The organism is Oscillatoria sp. FACHB-1407, from assembly GCF_014697545.1.
In the GTDB taxonomy this organism is placed as follows: domain Bacteria; phylum Cyanobacteriota; class Cyanobacteriia; order Elainellales; family Elainellaceae; genus FACHB-1407.
The window spans coordinates 121,577-136,173 of record NZ_JACJSA010000017.1 but is presented as its reverse complement, the minus strand read 5'-3'; the positions used below and the strand labels follow the sequence as shown (position 1 = coordinate 136,173).

At 47.8% G+C, this 14,597-nt stretch carries 18 protein-coding genes; 10 read left to right on the top strand and 8 right to left on the bottom strand.

Annotated elements, in window-relative coordinates:
- Window positions 1-79 precede the first annotated feature (79 nt).
- The 4 genes from H6G89_RS24165 (at window position 80) to H6G89_RS24150 (ending at window position 2,476) form a co-directional block, all read left to right on the top strand.
- Window positions 80-1,159 carry an ankyrin repeat domain-containing protein gene (locus H6G89_RS24165; RefSeq protein ID WP_190511225.1) on the top strand — a complete coding sequence of 360 codons (1,080 nt, stop codon included), beginning with the start codon at window positions 80-82 and terminating at the stop codon, window positions 1,157-1,159.
- 299 nt (window positions 1,160-1,458) lie between these two features.
- The gene (locus H6G89_RS24160; protein WP_190511223.1) at window positions 1,459-1,893 is read left to right on the top strand and encodes a hypothetical protein; all 435 of its coding nucleotides are present in this window, start codon (window positions 1,459-1,461) and stop codon (window positions 1,891-1,893) included.
- Between the two features lie 201 nt (window positions 1,894-2,094).
- Window positions 2,095-2,334: a BrnA antitoxin family protein gene (locus tag H6G89_RS24155; protein ID WP_242060096.1), complete on the top strand. Its 240-nt coding sequence runs from the start codon at window positions 2,095-2,097 to the stop codon at window positions 2,332-2,334.
- Window positions 2,335-2,404: 70 nt separating this feature from the next.
- Complete coding sequence (locus H6G89_RS24150) at window positions 2,405-2,476, top strand: DUF4058 family protein (protein ID WP_199336905.1); 72 nt, start codon at window positions 2,405-2,407, stop codon at window positions 2,474-2,476.
- On the opposite strand, the gene H6G89_RS24145 is transcribed toward H6G89_RS24150, so the two are convergent.
- Together H6G89_RS24145 and H6G89_RS24140 are read right to left on the bottom strand one after the other, a co-directional pair.
- Entirely contained in the window at window positions 2,477-3,244 is a 768-nt protein-coding gene (locus H6G89_RS24145; protein ID WP_190511219.1) for a proteasome-type protease, read from the bottom strand.
- 31 nt (window positions 3,245-3,275) lie between these two features.
- On the bottom strand, window positions 3,276-3,500 hold the full coding sequence (locus H6G89_RS24140) for a hypothetical protein (protein WP_190511217.1): 225 nt from the start codon (window positions 3,498-3,500) through the stop codon (window positions 3,276-3,278).
- Between H6G89_RS24140 and H6G89_RS24135 the strand changes: the two genes are divergently transcribed.
- Window positions 3,499-4,317 (top strand): DUF2232 domain-containing protein, encoded by an 819-nt coding sequence (locus H6G89_RS24135; RefSeq protein WP_190511215.1) that lies wholly within the window; start codon window positions 3,499-3,501, stop codon window positions 4,315-4,317. The genes H6G89_RS24140 and H6G89_RS24135 overlap by 2 nt on opposite strands.
- Window positions 4,318-4,478: 161 nt before the next feature.
- Here H6G89_RS24135 and H6G89_RS24130 read toward each other — a convergent pair whose 3' ends face one another.
- Window positions 4,479-4,619 (bottom strand): hypothetical protein, encoded by a 141-nt coding sequence (locus tag H6G89_RS24130; protein ID WP_190511310.1) that lies wholly within the window; start codon window positions 4,617-4,619, stop codon window positions 4,479-4,481.
- A gap of 62 nt (window positions 4,620-4,681) precedes the next feature.
- Between H6G89_RS24130 and cobT the strand changes: the two genes are divergently transcribed.
- Window positions 4,682-5,791, top strand: a complete 1,110-nt coding sequence (cobT, locus tag H6G89_RS24125) for a nicotinate mononucleotide-dependent phosphoribosyltransferase CobT (protein WP_190511213.1) — start codon at window positions 4,682-4,684, stop codon at window positions 5,789-5,791.
- 168 nt (window positions 5,792-5,959) lie between these two features.
- Here the strand turns inward: cobT and H6G89_RS24120 are convergent, their stop codons facing one another.
- On the bottom strand, window positions 5,960-6,331 hold the full coding sequence (locus tag H6G89_RS24120) for a hypothetical protein (protein WP_190511211.1): 372 nt from the start codon (window positions 6,329-6,331) through the stop codon (window positions 5,960-5,962).
- Window positions 6,332-6,874: 543 nt separating this feature from the next.
- Here H6G89_RS24120 and H6G89_RS24115 point away from each other — a divergent pair.
- On the top strand, window positions 6,875-8,044 hold the full coding sequence (locus H6G89_RS24115; protein WP_190511209.1) for an extracellular solute-binding protein: 1,170 nt from the start codon (window positions 6,875-6,877) through the stop codon (window positions 8,042-8,044).
- On the opposite strand, the gene H6G89_RS24110 is transcribed toward H6G89_RS24115, so the two are convergent.
- The 4 genes from H6G89_RS24110 to H6G89_RS24095 all read right to left on the bottom strand — a co-directional run bounded on the left by H6G89_RS24110 (window position 8,022) and on the right by H6G89_RS24095 (window position 11,065).
- Complete coding sequence (locus tag H6G89_RS24110) at window positions 8,022-8,687, bottom strand: hypothetical protein (RefSeq protein ID WP_190511207.1); 666 nt, start codon at window positions 8,685-8,687, stop codon at window positions 8,022-8,024. The genes H6G89_RS24115 and H6G89_RS24110 overlap by 23 nt on opposite strands.
- 15 nt (window positions 8,688-8,702) lie before the next feature.
- Window positions 8,703-9,569: an SWIM zinc finger family protein gene (locus H6G89_RS24105; RefSeq protein WP_190511205.1), complete on the bottom strand. Its 867-nt coding sequence runs from the start codon at window positions 9,567-9,569 to the stop codon at window positions 8,703-8,705.
- A 12-nt stretch (window positions 9,570-9,581) separates the two neighbouring features.
- On the bottom strand, window positions 9,582-10,340 hold the full coding sequence (locus tag H6G89_RS24100) for a hypothetical protein (RefSeq protein WP_190511204.1): 759 nt from the start codon (window positions 10,338-10,340) through the stop codon (window positions 9,582-9,584).
- 371 nt (window positions 10,341-10,711) lie between these two features.
- Entirely contained in the window at window positions 10,712-11,065 is a 354-nt protein-coding gene (locus H6G89_RS24095; RefSeq protein ID WP_190511201.1) for a YkgJ family cysteine cluster protein, read from the bottom strand.
- A 230-nt stretch (window positions 11,066-11,295) separates the two neighbouring features.
- On the opposite strand from H6G89_RS24095, the gene psb30 reads away from it, so the two are divergent.
- The 3 genes from psb30 (at window position 11,296) to H6G89_RS24080 (ending at window position 14,585) form a co-directional block, all read left to right on the top strand.
- Window positions 11,296-11,427 carry a photosystem II reaction center protein Ycf12/Psb30 gene (gene psb30 / locus H6G89_RS24090; RefSeq protein WP_190511200.1) on the top strand — a complete coding sequence of 44 codons (132 nt, stop codon included), beginning with the start codon at window positions 11,296-11,298 and terminating at the stop codon, window positions 11,425-11,427.
- A gap of 595 nt (window positions 11,428-12,022) precedes the next feature.
- The gene (locus H6G89_RS24085; RefSeq protein ID WP_309230092.1) at window positions 12,023-13,015 is read left to right on the top strand and encodes a ribose-phosphate pyrophosphokinase; all 993 of its coding nucleotides are present in this window, start codon (window positions 12,023-12,025) and stop codon (window positions 13,013-13,015) included.
- 64 nt (window positions 13,016-13,079) lie between these two features.
- Window positions 13,080-14,585 (top strand): UbiD family decarboxylase, encoded by a 1,506-nt coding sequence (locus tag H6G89_RS24080; RefSeq protein ID WP_190511198.1) that lies wholly within the window; start codon window positions 13,080-13,082, stop codon window positions 14,583-14,585.
- Window positions 14,586-14,597 lie beyond the last annotated feature (12 nt).

The following is a 14,597-nucleotide window of genomic DNA, read 5'->3' as shown; positions in this document are numbered from 1 at the left end:
CACAGTTAGATTCAGGCGATCGCTATTTTCTTGAGCTACGTTGGATTCATAACAGGATTTAGCCACCTAAACCTCTATTATGAAAACTGAATTCTGGATAGCCATAGGAATTCTGATTATCATTCCGATTGCCAACTCAATTGTCAAAACGATTACAACTAAATTATCCTTACTAGTTGCCTCCGCTCCTCCAAGTCTATGGGTAGCTGCATCAGAGGGAAACATTGAGCAAGTTAGAGCATATTTAAAGGAAAAAGTTGACCTGAATCAACTGGATATGCATGGAAAAACACCTCTGCATTGGGCAATTCTAAAAGGTCATGAAGATATTACAAGATTCCTTGTTGAAGCAGGAGCAGATGTTCATCAAAAGGATAAATATGGTGAATCACTTTTAAACATGGCAGCGATGAGAGGCTCAATTAGAATGACCCAATTCCTACTCGCTCATGGTGCATTAATGGAGCTTTCTGCTGCTGCATTATTGGGAAAGCAGGATTACTTTGAAGAATATCTACATCAAGGTGGGAGTCTTTATTTAGAGCGAGCAGAGATGTTTTTGTTACATCTGCTTTCTATGCTGGGAGACTATCCTAATATCGCTCAATTGTTGATTGATGCAGGAGCTGATGTTAACGCCAAAACTCAGTCCCCTGAAATCACTCCACTGATGGCTGCTGCCACTGCTGGACACAAAGATATAGCAGATTTATTAATTCAATCAGGAGCGAGAATTGATGCTAAAGCCAAAGATTTTCAGACTTCTTTGCATTATGCCGCATGTAGAGGACATGTTGATTTAGTAGAGCTTTTGGTAGAGAAGGGTGCTGATGTAAATGCAGATAGTAATGGGGGAACTCCATTATGTATGGCGGCGGAAAATGGGCATCATAATGTTGCTGAATTACTGATTAATTATGGGGCAAATATTAATGAAGGAGGTAAATCAGCATTGCCGCCAATACATCGAGCGACTCTTAATAATCAGATAGAAATTGTTGAATTATTAATTAGAAATGGTGCAAATGTTAATGCCAGATATGGTGTTTTTGGGTGGACACCATTGTTCTATGCAGAATCTTCAGAAATGAGGGATTTATTAAAGTATTACGGCGTAAATAGCCGAATGTATTGGTGGGCAGAAATATTTGCAAATTAATATGTTGCTCAACAAGTTGCTTGTAATTGATAAAAGTGAAATATTAAGCGTCTTATCCCTTAAAAGATTATTACCAATATGGGATTAATGAGGATGTTTGGATTGATATTGATCGTGATTTTTTAAATAAGTATCGTGAGCTTGATCAGCACTACGTCTATGTTAAAAGGAAATTTGATGCCATCCGGCAAGGTAGAGGCACATCAGCAGGAACTATTCATCACATTACTCATTTAGAAAAAGCCCGCGAATTTTTATAGGGCTAAGATGTGGGATCGCCATCTCTTTGAGCATTTCCAGTGAACAATAGCGTACTTAATTCTATAAAAATATCCAATGTATTCAAGCTTAAAATGTTATTAAATGGTGCAACTATTAAAGAGATTGAGTATCTTTCAAACGATGCTAAGGAAGCTCTTGTCACAATAACAGATGGTAATTATAAATGTGTAGCTTTTTGTCAACCTTGTAATAAGACGATCGCCGATCTAGTTAAACAACCTTTATTAGCATTTGAAACTAAGGGAATTGAAAAAATAGCTTCAAGTTCTCTTAATTTTAATAGAATCAATTCAACCCTCAAATATGAAATCTGTGGGCAAGTAATGGATTTTGAAAAGGGAATTGTGAGTGTGGGGTTAATCCTTTTAGAACTCAGTGCCCCACTGCCTGGAGATATCAATGTAGGAGACACGATTCGGTTTATCTGTGAAAGAATTGATTTACTTAATTGAATCTTATCGAAATCATTTACTGGTGGGGCGATCGCACTCCTATTTGGGTTGAAAAACAAGATAAAGTATTGACAACGTAAATACATTAATACATTCTATTGACACTGCGAAGTATGGACGTGTATTTCGTACTCAACAGCATTACCTTCGCCTGGTATGAAAGCTGAAGCATTAAAAAAGCGGTTAGATCGAAATCGACCGATGACGACGATCACCATTCGGATTCCCGAAGATGTGATTGAAGATTTGAAACGAGTTGCCCCATTGCTTGGATTTTCGGGCTATCAACCCCTTGTGCGTGCTTATATTGGGCAAGGACTTCGGGCTGATTTAGAACGTTTAGAAGGAGATACAGTTTCTGCCCTGATTGACAGCTTAAAGCGTCGAGGTGTGAGTAATGAAGTCATCCAGGAAGCACTGGGCGAAGTGACCCAACGATAGGGCGATCGCACTATCCCAAGTCCCTAAAGCGTTACATCGAGAGCAACATTCCATCTCACTTGCTGTTGCAATGAAACCAAAGTTTCCCGGCATGAACCCTTACCTTGAGTCGCCTGAGTTGTGGTCAGAGGTTCACTTCTAGTTAATCGGTGAAAATATCGTCGATGCCTGGGTCTTGAATGTGTGCCCAATTCAAATTAGGCATTTCATCAAACGCATGTTTCAGGCACTTCTCCCAAACTTTGCGAATCTCCGCTAGGTAAGGGTCACCAATTCGCAGCCGCAACTGATGTTTGATCGTGAAACTGTGCGCCTCATACATCACCAGATTGATCGGCGGACCCACTGAAATGTTGGACTTCATGGTGGAGTCGATCGAGAGAATGGCGCACTTTGCCGCATCTTCAAGCGACGTTTCAAAGGTTAGGGTGCGATCGAGAATGGGTTTGCCATACTTGGTTTCGCCAATTTGCAGAAATGGGGTTTCGGGCATGGCTTGAATGCAGTTGCCCTGACTGTAGACCAGATAGAGTTCGGGGTCTTCGCCTTTGACCTGTCCACCCACAATGCAGTTACAACTGTAGTCAATGCCCTCCCGCTCTAGCCAGGGACGGTCTTGCTCTTGAATTTGCCGAATTTTGCTGCCGACATAACGAGCGATGTCGTAAAACCGGGTAAAGGTGTAAAGATTCTCCGCTTCATTTTGTCTCAAGTCATAGCGCAGCGCATTCAACATCGCCTGGGTAATGGAGAGGTTGCCCGAAGTGCTAATCAAAATAATGCGATCGCCCGATTTTGAAAAATCAAACAGCTTTTGATAGGTCGAAATATAATCTACTCCGGCATTGGTGCGAGAGTCAGCCGCAATCACGAGTCCATATTGAGTAATGATGCCGAGGCAGTAGGTCATGGGGCGCAGGGAAGAATTTAATATAGAAAATTCAGTATCTCCGAATTGTACGGTGGCAGAGGTGAACTCCCACATATTCCTTTGGGCAAGACTTTTTATCCACAAGTGGGGCGATCGCACGACCGAGTTGCTCAATAATCTGCTTCACGTTCCGTTTCCAAAATTGCGATGCAAAGCACTTCCCCATGGGGTAATCGCCCCATCTAGCGTTAGAGTAGATTAGCCCTGTCTGTGATGAGCGTTGCCACTGTTGCATGAGTGCTTCCCCTCCCAATTATCCAGATGACCCAATTCAACCTCCGGCGGCATCGGAGCCACAACCTGACGCCGCAGACGAACAGGCATTGTGGGATGAATTGGAGGCAACAGAGGTTCATCCCCACCAAAATCGGGGCAGTCGCACCAAACGCAATGGTGCGGGAGTAAAGGTCACCAGCCCAGCCCTGGTCATGGTGGAGACAGCGTTTCTGGCTAGCACTGCCGGATTGCTTTGGCTCGCCAGCTATTACCTGAGTCTGGTTCCCTGGATGAGAATCTTCTTTCCAGCCCCGATCGCCCTGGTGTACTTGCGTTGGGGACCGCGTGCTGCCTGGATGTCAGCTTTGGTGACGGGCTTACTGCTCTCGGTGCTGATGGGACCCTATCTCAGCCTGTTATTCATCATCCCCTACGGATTGCTGGGGGTGCAGCTAGGAGCCATGTGGCGTCGTCGCAGTTCCTGGCTGTTTTCCATTAGCGTAGGTACGTTAATCTCGACGTTTGGCTTCTTCTTTCGAGTCTGGTTACTCTCGATTTTCCTGAACGAAGATCTGTGGGCTTACCTGACCAATCGCATCTCAGATTTAGTGCGATGGGCACTCACTCGTTTAGTAGATTGGAACCTGTTGGATATCGGTGTTTTGGGACAGGTCAACCTGCCCTTAGTTCAAGCTGTCACGATTGGGATTGTCCTATTCAGTGATTTTGTCTACCTCTTCACCGTGCATCTTGCGTCATGGCTGTTGCTAGAGCGAGTAGGCAACCCCATTCCCGACCCGCCAGAGTGGGTGCAGGTGTTGTTAGAGGAAGAGTGAAGAGGGAAGAAAGAAAAAGGCTGAAGGATAAAGGCTGAAGGATAAGAAGGGAAGAGGGAAGAAAGAAAAAGGATAAACGATAAAGGCTGAAGGATAAGAGGGAAGAGGCGCGATTTATCGCGTCTGTACAAAATTGACCATCAACTATTGACCATCAACCATCAACCATTGACCATCAACCATTGACTATCAACCATCAACCATTGACCATTGACCATCAACCATTGACCATTGACCATCAACCATTGACCATTGACCATCAACTCAGCACTATTCACCATTGCCCATTGACCATCAGCCATCAACCATTGACCATCAACTCAGCACCCAGCACGATTCACAATTGACCATTGACCATTGACTAATGACCACCAAAATCTACACCCAACCTGACTTAAGCCAAGCCTGGATTGAGCGATTTCAGGGACAAGATGCGGTTTTTGCCTGCGTGCTGGGGTTTACCGAGACAGGGTTGCTTCCGGGAATTTCGGCAGCGGGAGCCACTCCAACCGATCGCCAATTTACCGCGATCGCCGATGCTGAGTTTCTCTACAACGGTCCTCAAGCCCATCCCCAATATCCCTTACCGCCGCTCATGGCTGGGGCATCCCCGACGCTGATTTCACGAGCAGTGGTTGAGGGACATGCTCTGCCAACCTACATCTTCAACGCAGGGTTGAGACACGCTCCAACCGTGCCAACGATTGATTTAGGGGGCATGCCCGCTCGATGTGTCAGCGAAGGACATGCATTAGATTTGGAGATAGTACATCACCTGCTGCAACAGGGCTTGATGTGGGGTGAAAAACTGGCAGGCCAGGTGCCCCAGGGTTATTTAATCTTGGGAGAATGTGTTGTAGGCGGTACAACGACCGCACTCGCCCTATTGACTGGATTAGGTTGGGACGCAACTGGCAAAGTCAATAGCAGTCACCCCAGTTGCAACCACGCTCAAAAATGGGACATTGTGCAGTCAGGTTTAGCGCGATCGCCTCTCTTAAAATCTGGCGTAACGTCTGATCCACTGAAGGTCGTTGCAGCCGTGGGAGATCCCATGCAAATTGTCGTAGCAGGTATGGCGATCGCTGCCAGTCGCACAGTCGGGGTCTTGTTAGCCGGAGGCACCCAAATGCTGGCGGTCTACGCCCTGATACAGGCGATCGCCACAACCCAGAATCTTTCCTGGGATTCACACCAAGTCATCGTGGGCACAACTCGCTGGGTAGCAGACGATCCGACAGGAGACACGGTTGGCTTAGCCAACTTGCTGAATGCGCCTCTCATCGCCACAAATCTGAGCTTTGCTAATTCGCGTTATGCCCAACTGCGTGCCTATGAGCAGGGTTATGTCAAAGAAGGGGTCGGCGCAGGGGGATGTGCGATCGCTTCCCATCTCAAAGGGTGGAGTCAACCAGATTTGCTCTATGCCATCGAAGCGTTGGCAGACCGCAAACTCAAGCTTGAACAAGATTAATACCAATTCAATATAAAGCTGTGCTCAATCAACGACCCCCTGTAGTCCTCTTGGTAAGACCCTCAGAGAACCTACATCAATCGAAACAGTAGCTCCAAAAAACGAGTAGGGGCATGACATGTCATACCCCTACCCAAGTGTTATGTTGCTCCATTTGTAGAAGTGGTTTCAGGTGTGAATTCGTCGCGCTAGAAGCTGCTCCTCTAAGGCAGCGATGCGGTTATAAGCAGCTGTCAACTGTGCGGTCAGTCGTTGAATCTGAACTTCAGGAGACAAAGTCCGTTCACCGCTGTGGCTGTCGCCATCCGAATAACCTGCATCGGACAACACATCTTTGTGCTCCATTGCAGCATCATAACCACCGCGACTGTAGGAACGCCCTAAGGTATTTCCTGATACCAAAGGTGTGTTGCCAGTGGTTGAATCGCTTTGAACTTCAGTCAGGATTGAAGTTGCCTTTTCGCTGACCTGTTCAATCAGTTGATACAGTGCGTCAACTTTAATATTCAAGATAGTAATTTGTTCTTGGAGTGAATCCATGTGACGCCTTATGAAATCGTTGATAATTCGCTCCTCTATATTAGAGAGTGTGATACCTGTTATTAGCTATATTCCTGAATCATTTAACTTTTGAGTAAGTTTTCAATCATTAAGATTGAAAGTTTTGTAACTGATTCAAATCTTGATCAGACCGTTTCAAAGTCCCTGAAACCAAACTTTTAGCCATTTCATAGTTTCAAGAAAACCGCTCTAATCGAGATGCCATCATACTTACAGAAATTAGCTTGGCGATCGCACTCCGGTCTAGAATTTATCAGGCTGTAGGTTCTAGATAGACATAATAAAATTATGTTGAGTTCTTACGTTTCCTTGACCATCGGTGCAGAGCGGTGATTTGTAGAGAAAACGACCCATTTTTATCACTCCAAAGCAAAATTGAGCGATCGCCCACTAGCGGTTGTTAAAGGTTATTGGTCAAGGTTGATGTCATTGCGATTCTGCCAACTTGTCAAACATTAGAGATAACAACTGACTATAATCGGTCTGTAGCAGTTGATTCAGATCTAAACAAAGAGATACGGAATGACCTTCAAGCGGCGATCGCTCTTACTGGGGTTAGGTGCGCTGGCACTCAGTTCCCTACTGCCAAGTTGCCGTTCTCAGACATCACCGAGTTTAAGTATTCAGATGTTAGAGAACTCCATTCCGGTGCAGTTGTTCAAGCAGTTTCAGCGTCAGTTAGAGCAACGTATCGCATTAGATGCAGTGCCCCTACCACAACTGGTTCAGTTGTATGACCTGTTGGTGGCCTGGAAGGAGGCTCAAACAACAGAGCAGAGAAGTGGCTTACCGGAGTGGGTGCCGCTCGTAGGCAGAAAACCAACGACTGATCAAGCCGATTTGTTGACGTTAGGCGACTTTTGGCTGACGACCGCGATCGCTCAGGGGTTAATTGCTCCCTTTGCATCGACAGAAGTGAGCGGCTTACAACAACTGGATGCCAAGTTTCAGACGTTAGTAACCCGCAACGCTCAGGGACAACCTGACCCTAATGGGGACATTTGGGCTGCCCCCTACCGTTGGGGCACGTTGATGATCGCCTATCGACCCAAGGAATTTGGAGAACTGGGTTGGCAACCTACAGACTGGAGTGACCTGTGGCGACCGGAGTTGCAGGGGCGAATTTCACTGCTGGATAGCCCCAGAGCCACAATTGGCATGGTGTTGAAAGAACTGGGACAATCGGTCAACAGCGATCGCCTGGATGATGCCGTTGCATCACAGCTAACCACGTTACACCAGCAGACAAAGTTTTATAGCTCCAATGCCTATCTACAACCACTGTTGCTCGGCGATACCTGGGCAGCCGTGGGTTGGTCTACTGACATTTTGCGCATAGCAGACAGCGATCGCCGGATTGCAGCTGTCGTTCCGGCATCAGGGACAATTTTGACGGCTGACCTGTGGGTGCGCCCCGCAGGAGCACCTACGAACGACGCTTCCCTTGCTTCTCAATGGATTGACTTTTGCTGGCAACCTGAGACAGTGATTCAGCTGGCTCTGTTGGGATTATCTGCCTCCCCCCAGCTACTCCGAACCAATCGCGACACTCTCCCCGAAACGCTCCGAGCAAACGCCCTGTTGCTGCCATCTGCCGACATTTTGGAGAGCAGCGAGTTTTTGCTGCCCCTATCACCCGATACTATCGAGGAATATCGTCGCCTCTGGGCTAAGGTTCGCCAAATGGGTTAGGGTCTCTAGCTGCGCCACCCGATGCCTCGTCTTCACGGCAGTAATCAATCCGCCGAGGAGCATCTGTTTGCGGTTGAGAGATCACTGTTTCGAGTGATTCACACACGTAAAACGTGACCTCACAGGGGGGTGAGCTAGCAGGCTGTGTGTCAACTATGCTGGCGACTGTTCCCGGTTCGCACATATATGCAGCTAACAATTCGCGATCGCGATTAAAGATCCGCATGTTATAGCGATAATCCCAGGCAGCAGTCCCCATTTGAGTGACAAAGCCATACCGCTCAAAATAGGTGTAAAGACTCCAGACCTGTTGATTGACAACCATATCAACGCGGCGCAAATTTCCATCCGTGCCAGAATAGGCAAGCCAACTATTAACTAACTTGCCGCCAAACTGCTCATTTGCCCACCACAAACTGGGAGCAGTAATATCTTGTTGGGAGATCGTGTCATGACGCATGATGGGACCATCCGCCTGCAACACCACCTCTGGTGAGAGCAAAGCCGTATCTAACTCAACACTCAAAGGGTCGGTCATGAAAGCAGGCTCTTGACTCCGAGCAGCAGGCGCAGCAATAGCACCCAGCATCATCCCCATCGCCCCTATTGCAACCGCCAACCGTCGCCCACGTAACCTCATCATCTGCTTTCCAAAGTGCTAGAAGTCTGTTTTACCCGTATTCATAGCAGTTAATACTGCCTGCTGACTTACCTGACCATAGACTGATTTCAGGTGTTCCATCACCAACTGAATTTGAGTTACAGCCGCGTTCCCCGATCCTTCCTTAAAAGGAATCGTACCTAGAATATCTAACACGGTTTCACTGCTCGGTGGAGGAGCGATCACCACCAGAGAAGGTTCCAGTTGAGCATCATAATCCCAAAAATGGTCAAGATTGATGGGCGGATGCGGATGGGCAGCAGAAGCAAGATGGGCCTCGGCAATTTCTCCATCGGAAGCAATGCCTTGCGTTGCCTCGGTTGCCTCGCTGGTTGCCGTACTGCGAAACTGACGCAGCGCACTAATAATCTCTTCTTTCGTGCGTCCCCGCAGTTGAAACAATACAAACGGATCTTCACTGAAGCGATCGCCCAAGACGTAATACACCGCCCCGATGTGTTTGCAAGGATTTGCAGGGTCAGGGCAGGAGCATTTGCTGTGGATATCGAACTTGGTAAACGGAAATAGGCTCAACCCATTTGCAGTAAACACTTCCTCAATGTTTTGGGGCATCTCTCCAGCTAATAATTTGGCTGAGAAAATTGCCCGTTCTGCCATTGACTCGATCACATACTGCCACTGCTCATCCGGGAATGGATCAAGCGACAACGACACTTTATAAGGTTCTGGAGCCGTTCCCTGCACCAGCGCAGATACTTTGGCTCCCTTAAAATCGATGTTCAGCACGTTGCCCTGACGAGCATAATTGCGAGCACGCTCCAGTCGTCGTCGCCAGCCAAATGATTCCAAAACATCGATCCAGCGTTGCGCCCACCATTCACGATTGGGTTGAACCTCAACCATAATTCCTTCGTTTTAACGTGCTAAGTTTTCGACTCCCAGTTGGGTTTCATCGGGGACTGCCCAGCGACCACTCATCGTATTGTCGGCGATCGCAAACGCCATCACTCCAAAGCTACCAGGTTCTCCCCAACTGACGGCTAACCAATCTCCAGAGCGCAGCCCAACTCCAGTGTAGACATCACTGCCAACCTCCCAACTCAACTGGTAAGTATCTCCAGTCTGCTGGATTTCCAGTGTACCTTCATAATCGCCTTCGTTGTTGGGGTTCACTCCCTGAACTTGATAAGTTCCTGTCAGTCCGATTCCACTCTTGGTGGCGGTTTCTGTTCCCACTTGACCCTCTGAAGACGGCAACGTCCACTGTCCCTCCAGCGTTCCATCGGGCTGAATGCGGTAGACGCCTACTCCATACTCTTCTACATCAGTACCAGAGCCAACAAAAAGCTGATCTTCAACCAAAAAACCAATGCCTTTATAGCTGCCAATTGAGCTATCCCATGTCAGACGATAAACGTCCCCCAACGACTGAATGTCTACCTGCCCTGTGTAAGTCGTGCCGTCAATTCCTTTGGCTTCAGTGATCTGCCAGGTGCCTGTGACATCAGCAGAGGTTGGAAGAGCAGCCGTCGGGTTTGCAGCATTTGCGATTACAGGAGACGAGGTTGGCGCAGCATCCGATGTAAACGTGACGGTGCAGCCTGTGCTGGTCAGTGCAAATCCTGCTGCTAGTAAAGCGGTCATCCACGAGTTCAGTTTCATAGGATTAGTCATAATTCACTCTCCAAAGATGAATAGCTCTGGGGAGATGTCACCTATGCAATCTACACTCCATCCCTTCAGGATATGTTGCTTAAAAGTTGATCTGTCATCCTGACCATCCACCCACCTCCAACCTTCACCCTTCACCCTTTACCCTTCACCCTTCACCCTTCACCCTTCACCCTTCATCCTTCACCCTTCATCCTTCATCCTTCATCCTTCATCCTTCATCCTTCATCCTTCATCCTTCACCCTTCACCCTTCACCCTTCATCCTTTATCCTTCATCTTTCATCCTTCACCCTTCACCCTTTATCCTTTATCCTTCATCTTTCATTCTTTCCCGTTTTCTCTCTTCCTTTTTCTTTCTTCTTTCTTTTTTTCTCACCCCTCCAGCATCGCCTGATCAAACCGAATCATCTCCAAACTCCGATCGCCATACACCCCTTCGATCTGCTGCCGACAACAATCGATCGCAAACTCGTTTAGCTCTTCCGGCTCAATGTCATACATCTGTTGAAATGTCTCTGCCTCAACTCGACAAAACCGGGGGCGATCGCTGTAAATTCGACACTCGCGACTATCATGGTCAAAGTTAACGCACCAGCCATCGATACCGACCATGCTGTGATAAAGTGCCAGGTCATCGGGCGCAAGATACGCTTCTAAATCGGGGCGATCGCGGGGATCAAGATGACAACACGCCCCACACTGTTTCACACAACGCCAAGTCGCCATTCATTCGTCCTCTCAAGGTCAACATCAGATCGCGACCGATGTGCCGCTCTCCCATACCATCCTAAATGCTGCGCTACTGTGTTTCTGAGGAACCCACTCATCTCACAAAATCCCCTCAGGAATGTTATTGAGTTTGTAAATCAGATGAGAAAACGAGTCCCATTCAGGGGTAGAATGTGAGCTAGTCTTTCAGATTAGATAACAAACTTATTGAGTCGTTGGGGGAATGAATGGACACTCTAGTTAGCACCCTTGGTAGCATCAACTGGGAAGCGATCGCCCAGTTAACTCTGGTAGCGATGATCATGCTTGCTGGTCCTGCGGTGATCGTCGTCCTAGCATTTCGGAATGGCAACCTCTAGGTTTAGTCACATCGCTCACTCGGTCATTTAAGTTGGCAAAATTAATTTGAGCTATTGAAAACCACAGAGTCGAAAACACTTGTTTCTTGCTCTGTGGTTTTCTTGTGCCATGTCAACCTAAAGACAGAACGCTAGAATAAAATTAATATGTGGGTAACCGTTTTAGATTAGCCTGGAGTTCAGCACACACGGCTCAGCACATAAAACTGTCATCAATGGCTCCCACTGAGTTTGGCAAAGCGTTTGGTAAAAATGGTTAGGTCTGTATCTGATAGGGGCGGGTTTTTGCCGTCGAATCCATTGCAAGGTGAAGACTGATCCGCTAAAACCGTCCGTACCGTTTGCGGATTTAATAAATCCGCGATCCTGAGTCATTAACCTGAAAAGGTTTAGCAATTTCCAAAAATTTAATCGATCTTATTTCGCCTTCTGCTTCAATATCCTTAAAATTACTCAATCTAATTCATTATTTATTGTGTTAAGTCAACACCGCAATATCAATAAACCTTGATTTATAAATTCCGAAGAAACTCTAGCAGATGTTTTAAAACTAGGATGATAATATTGCGGTGAATTCATGCTGCGAGGACCTGTCGTGATCCGTTCTGCCACTCTGACTCTTCAGCCTCCTCTTTCTCCTTTATCTGACAACAACCGTCTGAGGCTATTTTCTGGTTCAGCGAACGTGCCCCTCGCTCAAGAGGTAGCCCGCTACCTGGGCATGGATTTAGGACCGATGGTTCGTAAACGGTTCGCCGATGGAGAACTATACATCCAGATCCAGGAGTCCATCCGAGGCTGTGACGTTTATCTGATGCAACCAACCTGTCATCCGGTAAATGACAACCTGATGGAACTGTTGATTATGATTGATGCTTGTCGTCGAGCATCTGCCCGCCAAATTACAGCGGTCATTCCCTACTACGGCTACGCCAGAGCCGATCGCAAAACAGCAGGTCGTGAATCCATCACTGCCAAACTGGTCGCCAACTTGATCACCCAGGCTGGAGCCAGTCGAGTATTGGCAATGGATTTGCACTCTGCTCAGATTCAAGGCTATTTCGATATTCCCTTTGACCATGTGTACGGTTCTCCAGTGATTTTGGATTACCTCAACAGCAAGGGGTTAGAAGATATTGTGGTCGTCTCTCCTGACGTGGGAGGGGTTGCTCGTGCTAGAGCGTTTGCCAAAAAGCTAGGGGATGCACCCTTGGCAATCATTGACAAACGCCGACAAGCCCACAACGTGGCTGAAGTGTTAAATGTGATCGGGGATGTCAAAGGCAAAACAGCCATCATGGTTGATGACATGATCGACACCGCCGGAACCATTTCTGAAGGGGCGCGGTTATTGCGCCAAGAAGGGGCAAGCCAGGTCTATGCCTGCGCGACTCATGCTGTCTTTTCTCCACCTGCGATCGAACGACTGTCAACGGGGATCTTTGAAGAAGTAATCATCACCAATACGATCCCGGTTCCAGAAAACAATCGTTTTGACCAACTCACAGTGCTCTCTGTCGCGAATCTGCTGGGTGAAACCATCTGGCGTATTCACGAAGATAGCTCAGTGAGCAGCATGTTCCGCTAAATAAAGCAGCATTCTCGTTCCATCTCCCCTCATAATGAGAGGAGATGGTTTACATTTCTTCACTATGGCGCGAGATCTGCGGGGATTCCTCAAACAGCTTGAACAGCGGGGTCAACTCAAACGCATCACAGCTCCAGTTGATCCAGATTTAGAAATTGCTGAAATTAGTCAGCGAATGTTGCAACGAGGTGGTCCAGCGTTGTTGTTTGAAAACGTCAAGGGCTCACCTCACCCTGTCGCGATCAACGTCATGGGCACTGTGGAGCGAATTTGCTGGGCGATGAACATGGAGCATCCCCAGGAGTTAGAAGCTCTGGGGCAGAAGTTGGGAATGCTACAACAGCCCAAACCCCCCAAAAAGCTCTCCCAGGCAGTGGCTTTTGGTAAAGTCCTGTTTGATTTAGTGCGGGCAAAACCCAGTCGGGATTTGTTACCCCCCTGTCATCAAGTCGTGGTTCAGAAGGATGATCTGGATCTGAACCAAATTCCCATGATTCGTCCCTATGCAGGAGACGCAGGCAAGATTATCACTTTAGGCTTGGTCATCACCAAAGACTGTGAGACAGGCATTCCCAATGTGGGCGTCTATCGGTTGCAATTACAATCCCACAATACGATGACGGTGCATTGGTTGTCGGTGCGGGGTGGAGCCAGACATTTACGCAAAGCGGCAGAGAAGGGCAAAAAATTAGAGGTGGCGATCGCCCTGGGGGTTGATCCGCTAATCATTATGGCAGCCGCAACGCCCATCCCGGTTGACCTATCAGAATGGCTGTTTGCAGGGCTGTATGGCGGGTCGGGAGTACACTTGGCAAAGTGCAAGACTGTAGATTTAGAAGTCCCTGCCGATTCAGAGTTTGTTTTAGAGGGCACGATCACCCCAGGTGAAGTATTACCGGACGGTCCCTTTGGCGACCACATGGGTTACTACGGTGGGGTAGAGGATTCTCCGCTGATTCGTTTTCAGTGCATGACCCATCGACGTGACCCGATTTATCTAACGACATTTAGCGGTCGCCCACCGAAGGAAGAAGCGATGATGGCGATCGCCTTAAACCGCATCTACACCCCCATTCTGCGGCAACAGGTGTCTGAGATTACTGACTTCTTTTTGCCGATGGAGGCGTTGAGCTACAAGGCAGCGATTATCTCCATCGACAAAGCCTATCCGGGGCAGGCAAGACGCGCCGCATTAGCCTTCTGGAGTGCGTTACCGCAGTTCACTTACACCAAATTTGTGATTGTGGTGGATAAAGAGATCAATATCCGCGATCCACGTCAGGTTGTATGGGCGATCGCCTCTAAGGTTGATCCGGTACGGGATGTGTTTATTCTGCCGGAAACCCCTTTCGATACGCTGGACTTTGCCAGTGAAAAAATTGGCTTGGGTGGACGGATGGGCATCGATGCGACAACCAAAATTCCTCCTGAAACCGATCACCCGTGGGGTGAACCGCTGGAGTCAGACCTGACAACGGCAGCCATGGTTGATCGCCGCTGGGCAGAATATGGCTTGGCAGATCTGCAACTGGGCGAGGTCGATCCTAATCTGTTTGGGTACGATATTTAAGACTAAACTCCC

Coding starts and splice junctions, on each gene's coding strand:
- H6G89_RS24165 (WP_190511225.1), top strand. CDS start 80: ATGAAAACTGAATTCTGGATAGCCATAGGAATTCTGATTATCATTCCG.
- H6G89_RS24155 (WP_242060096.1), top strand. CDS start 2,095: ATGACGACGATCACCATTCGGATTCCCGAAGATGTGATTGAAGATTTG.
- H6G89_RS24145 (WP_190511219.1), bottom strand. CDS start 3,244: ATGACCTACTGCCTCGGCATCATTACTCAATATGGACTCGTGATTGCG.
- H6G89_RS24135 (WP_190511215.1), top strand. CDS start 3,499: ATGAGTGCTTCCCCTCCCAATTATCCAGATGACCCAATTCAACCTCCG.
- H6G89_RS24140 (WP_190511217.1), bottom strand. CDS start 3,500: ATGCAACAGTGGCAACGCTCATCACAGACAGGGCTAATCTACTCTAAC.
- H6G89_RS24130 (WP_190511310.1), bottom strand. CDS start 4,619: ATGGCTGATGGTCAATGGGCAATGGTGAATAGTGCTGAGTTGATGGTC.
- cobT (WP_190511213.1), top strand. CDS start 4,682: ATGACCACCAAAATCTACACCCAACCTGACTTAAGCCAAGCCTGGATT.
- H6G89_RS24120 (WP_190511211.1), bottom strand. CDS start 6,331: ATGGATTCACTCCAAGAACAAATTACTATCTTGAATATTAAAGTTGAC.
- H6G89_RS24115 (WP_190511209.1), top strand. CDS start 6,875: ATGACCTTCAAGCGGCGATCGCTCTTACTGGGGTTAGGTGCGCTGGCA.
- H6G89_RS24110 (WP_190511207.1), bottom strand. CDS start 8,687: ATGATGAGGTTACGTGGGCGACGGTTGGCGGTTGCAATAGGGGCGATG.
- H6G89_RS24105 (WP_190511205.1), bottom strand. CDS start 9,569: ATGGTTGAGGTTCAACCCAATCGTGAATGGTGGGCGCAACGCTGGATC.
- H6G89_RS24100 (WP_190511204.1), bottom strand. CDS start 10,340: ATGACTAATCCTATGAAACTGAACTCGTGGATGACCGCTTTACTAGCA.
- H6G89_RS24095 (WP_190511201.1), bottom strand. CDS start 11,065: ATGGCGACTTGGCGTTGTGTGAAACAGTGTGGGGCGTGTTGTCATCTT.
- psb30 (WP_190511200.1), top strand. CDS start 11,296: ATGGACACTCTAGTTAGCACCCTTGGTAGCATCAACTGGGAAGCGATC.
- H6G89_RS24080 (WP_190511198.1), top strand. CDS start 13,080: ATGGCGCGAGATCTGCGGGGATTCCTCAAACAGCTTGAACAGCGGGGT.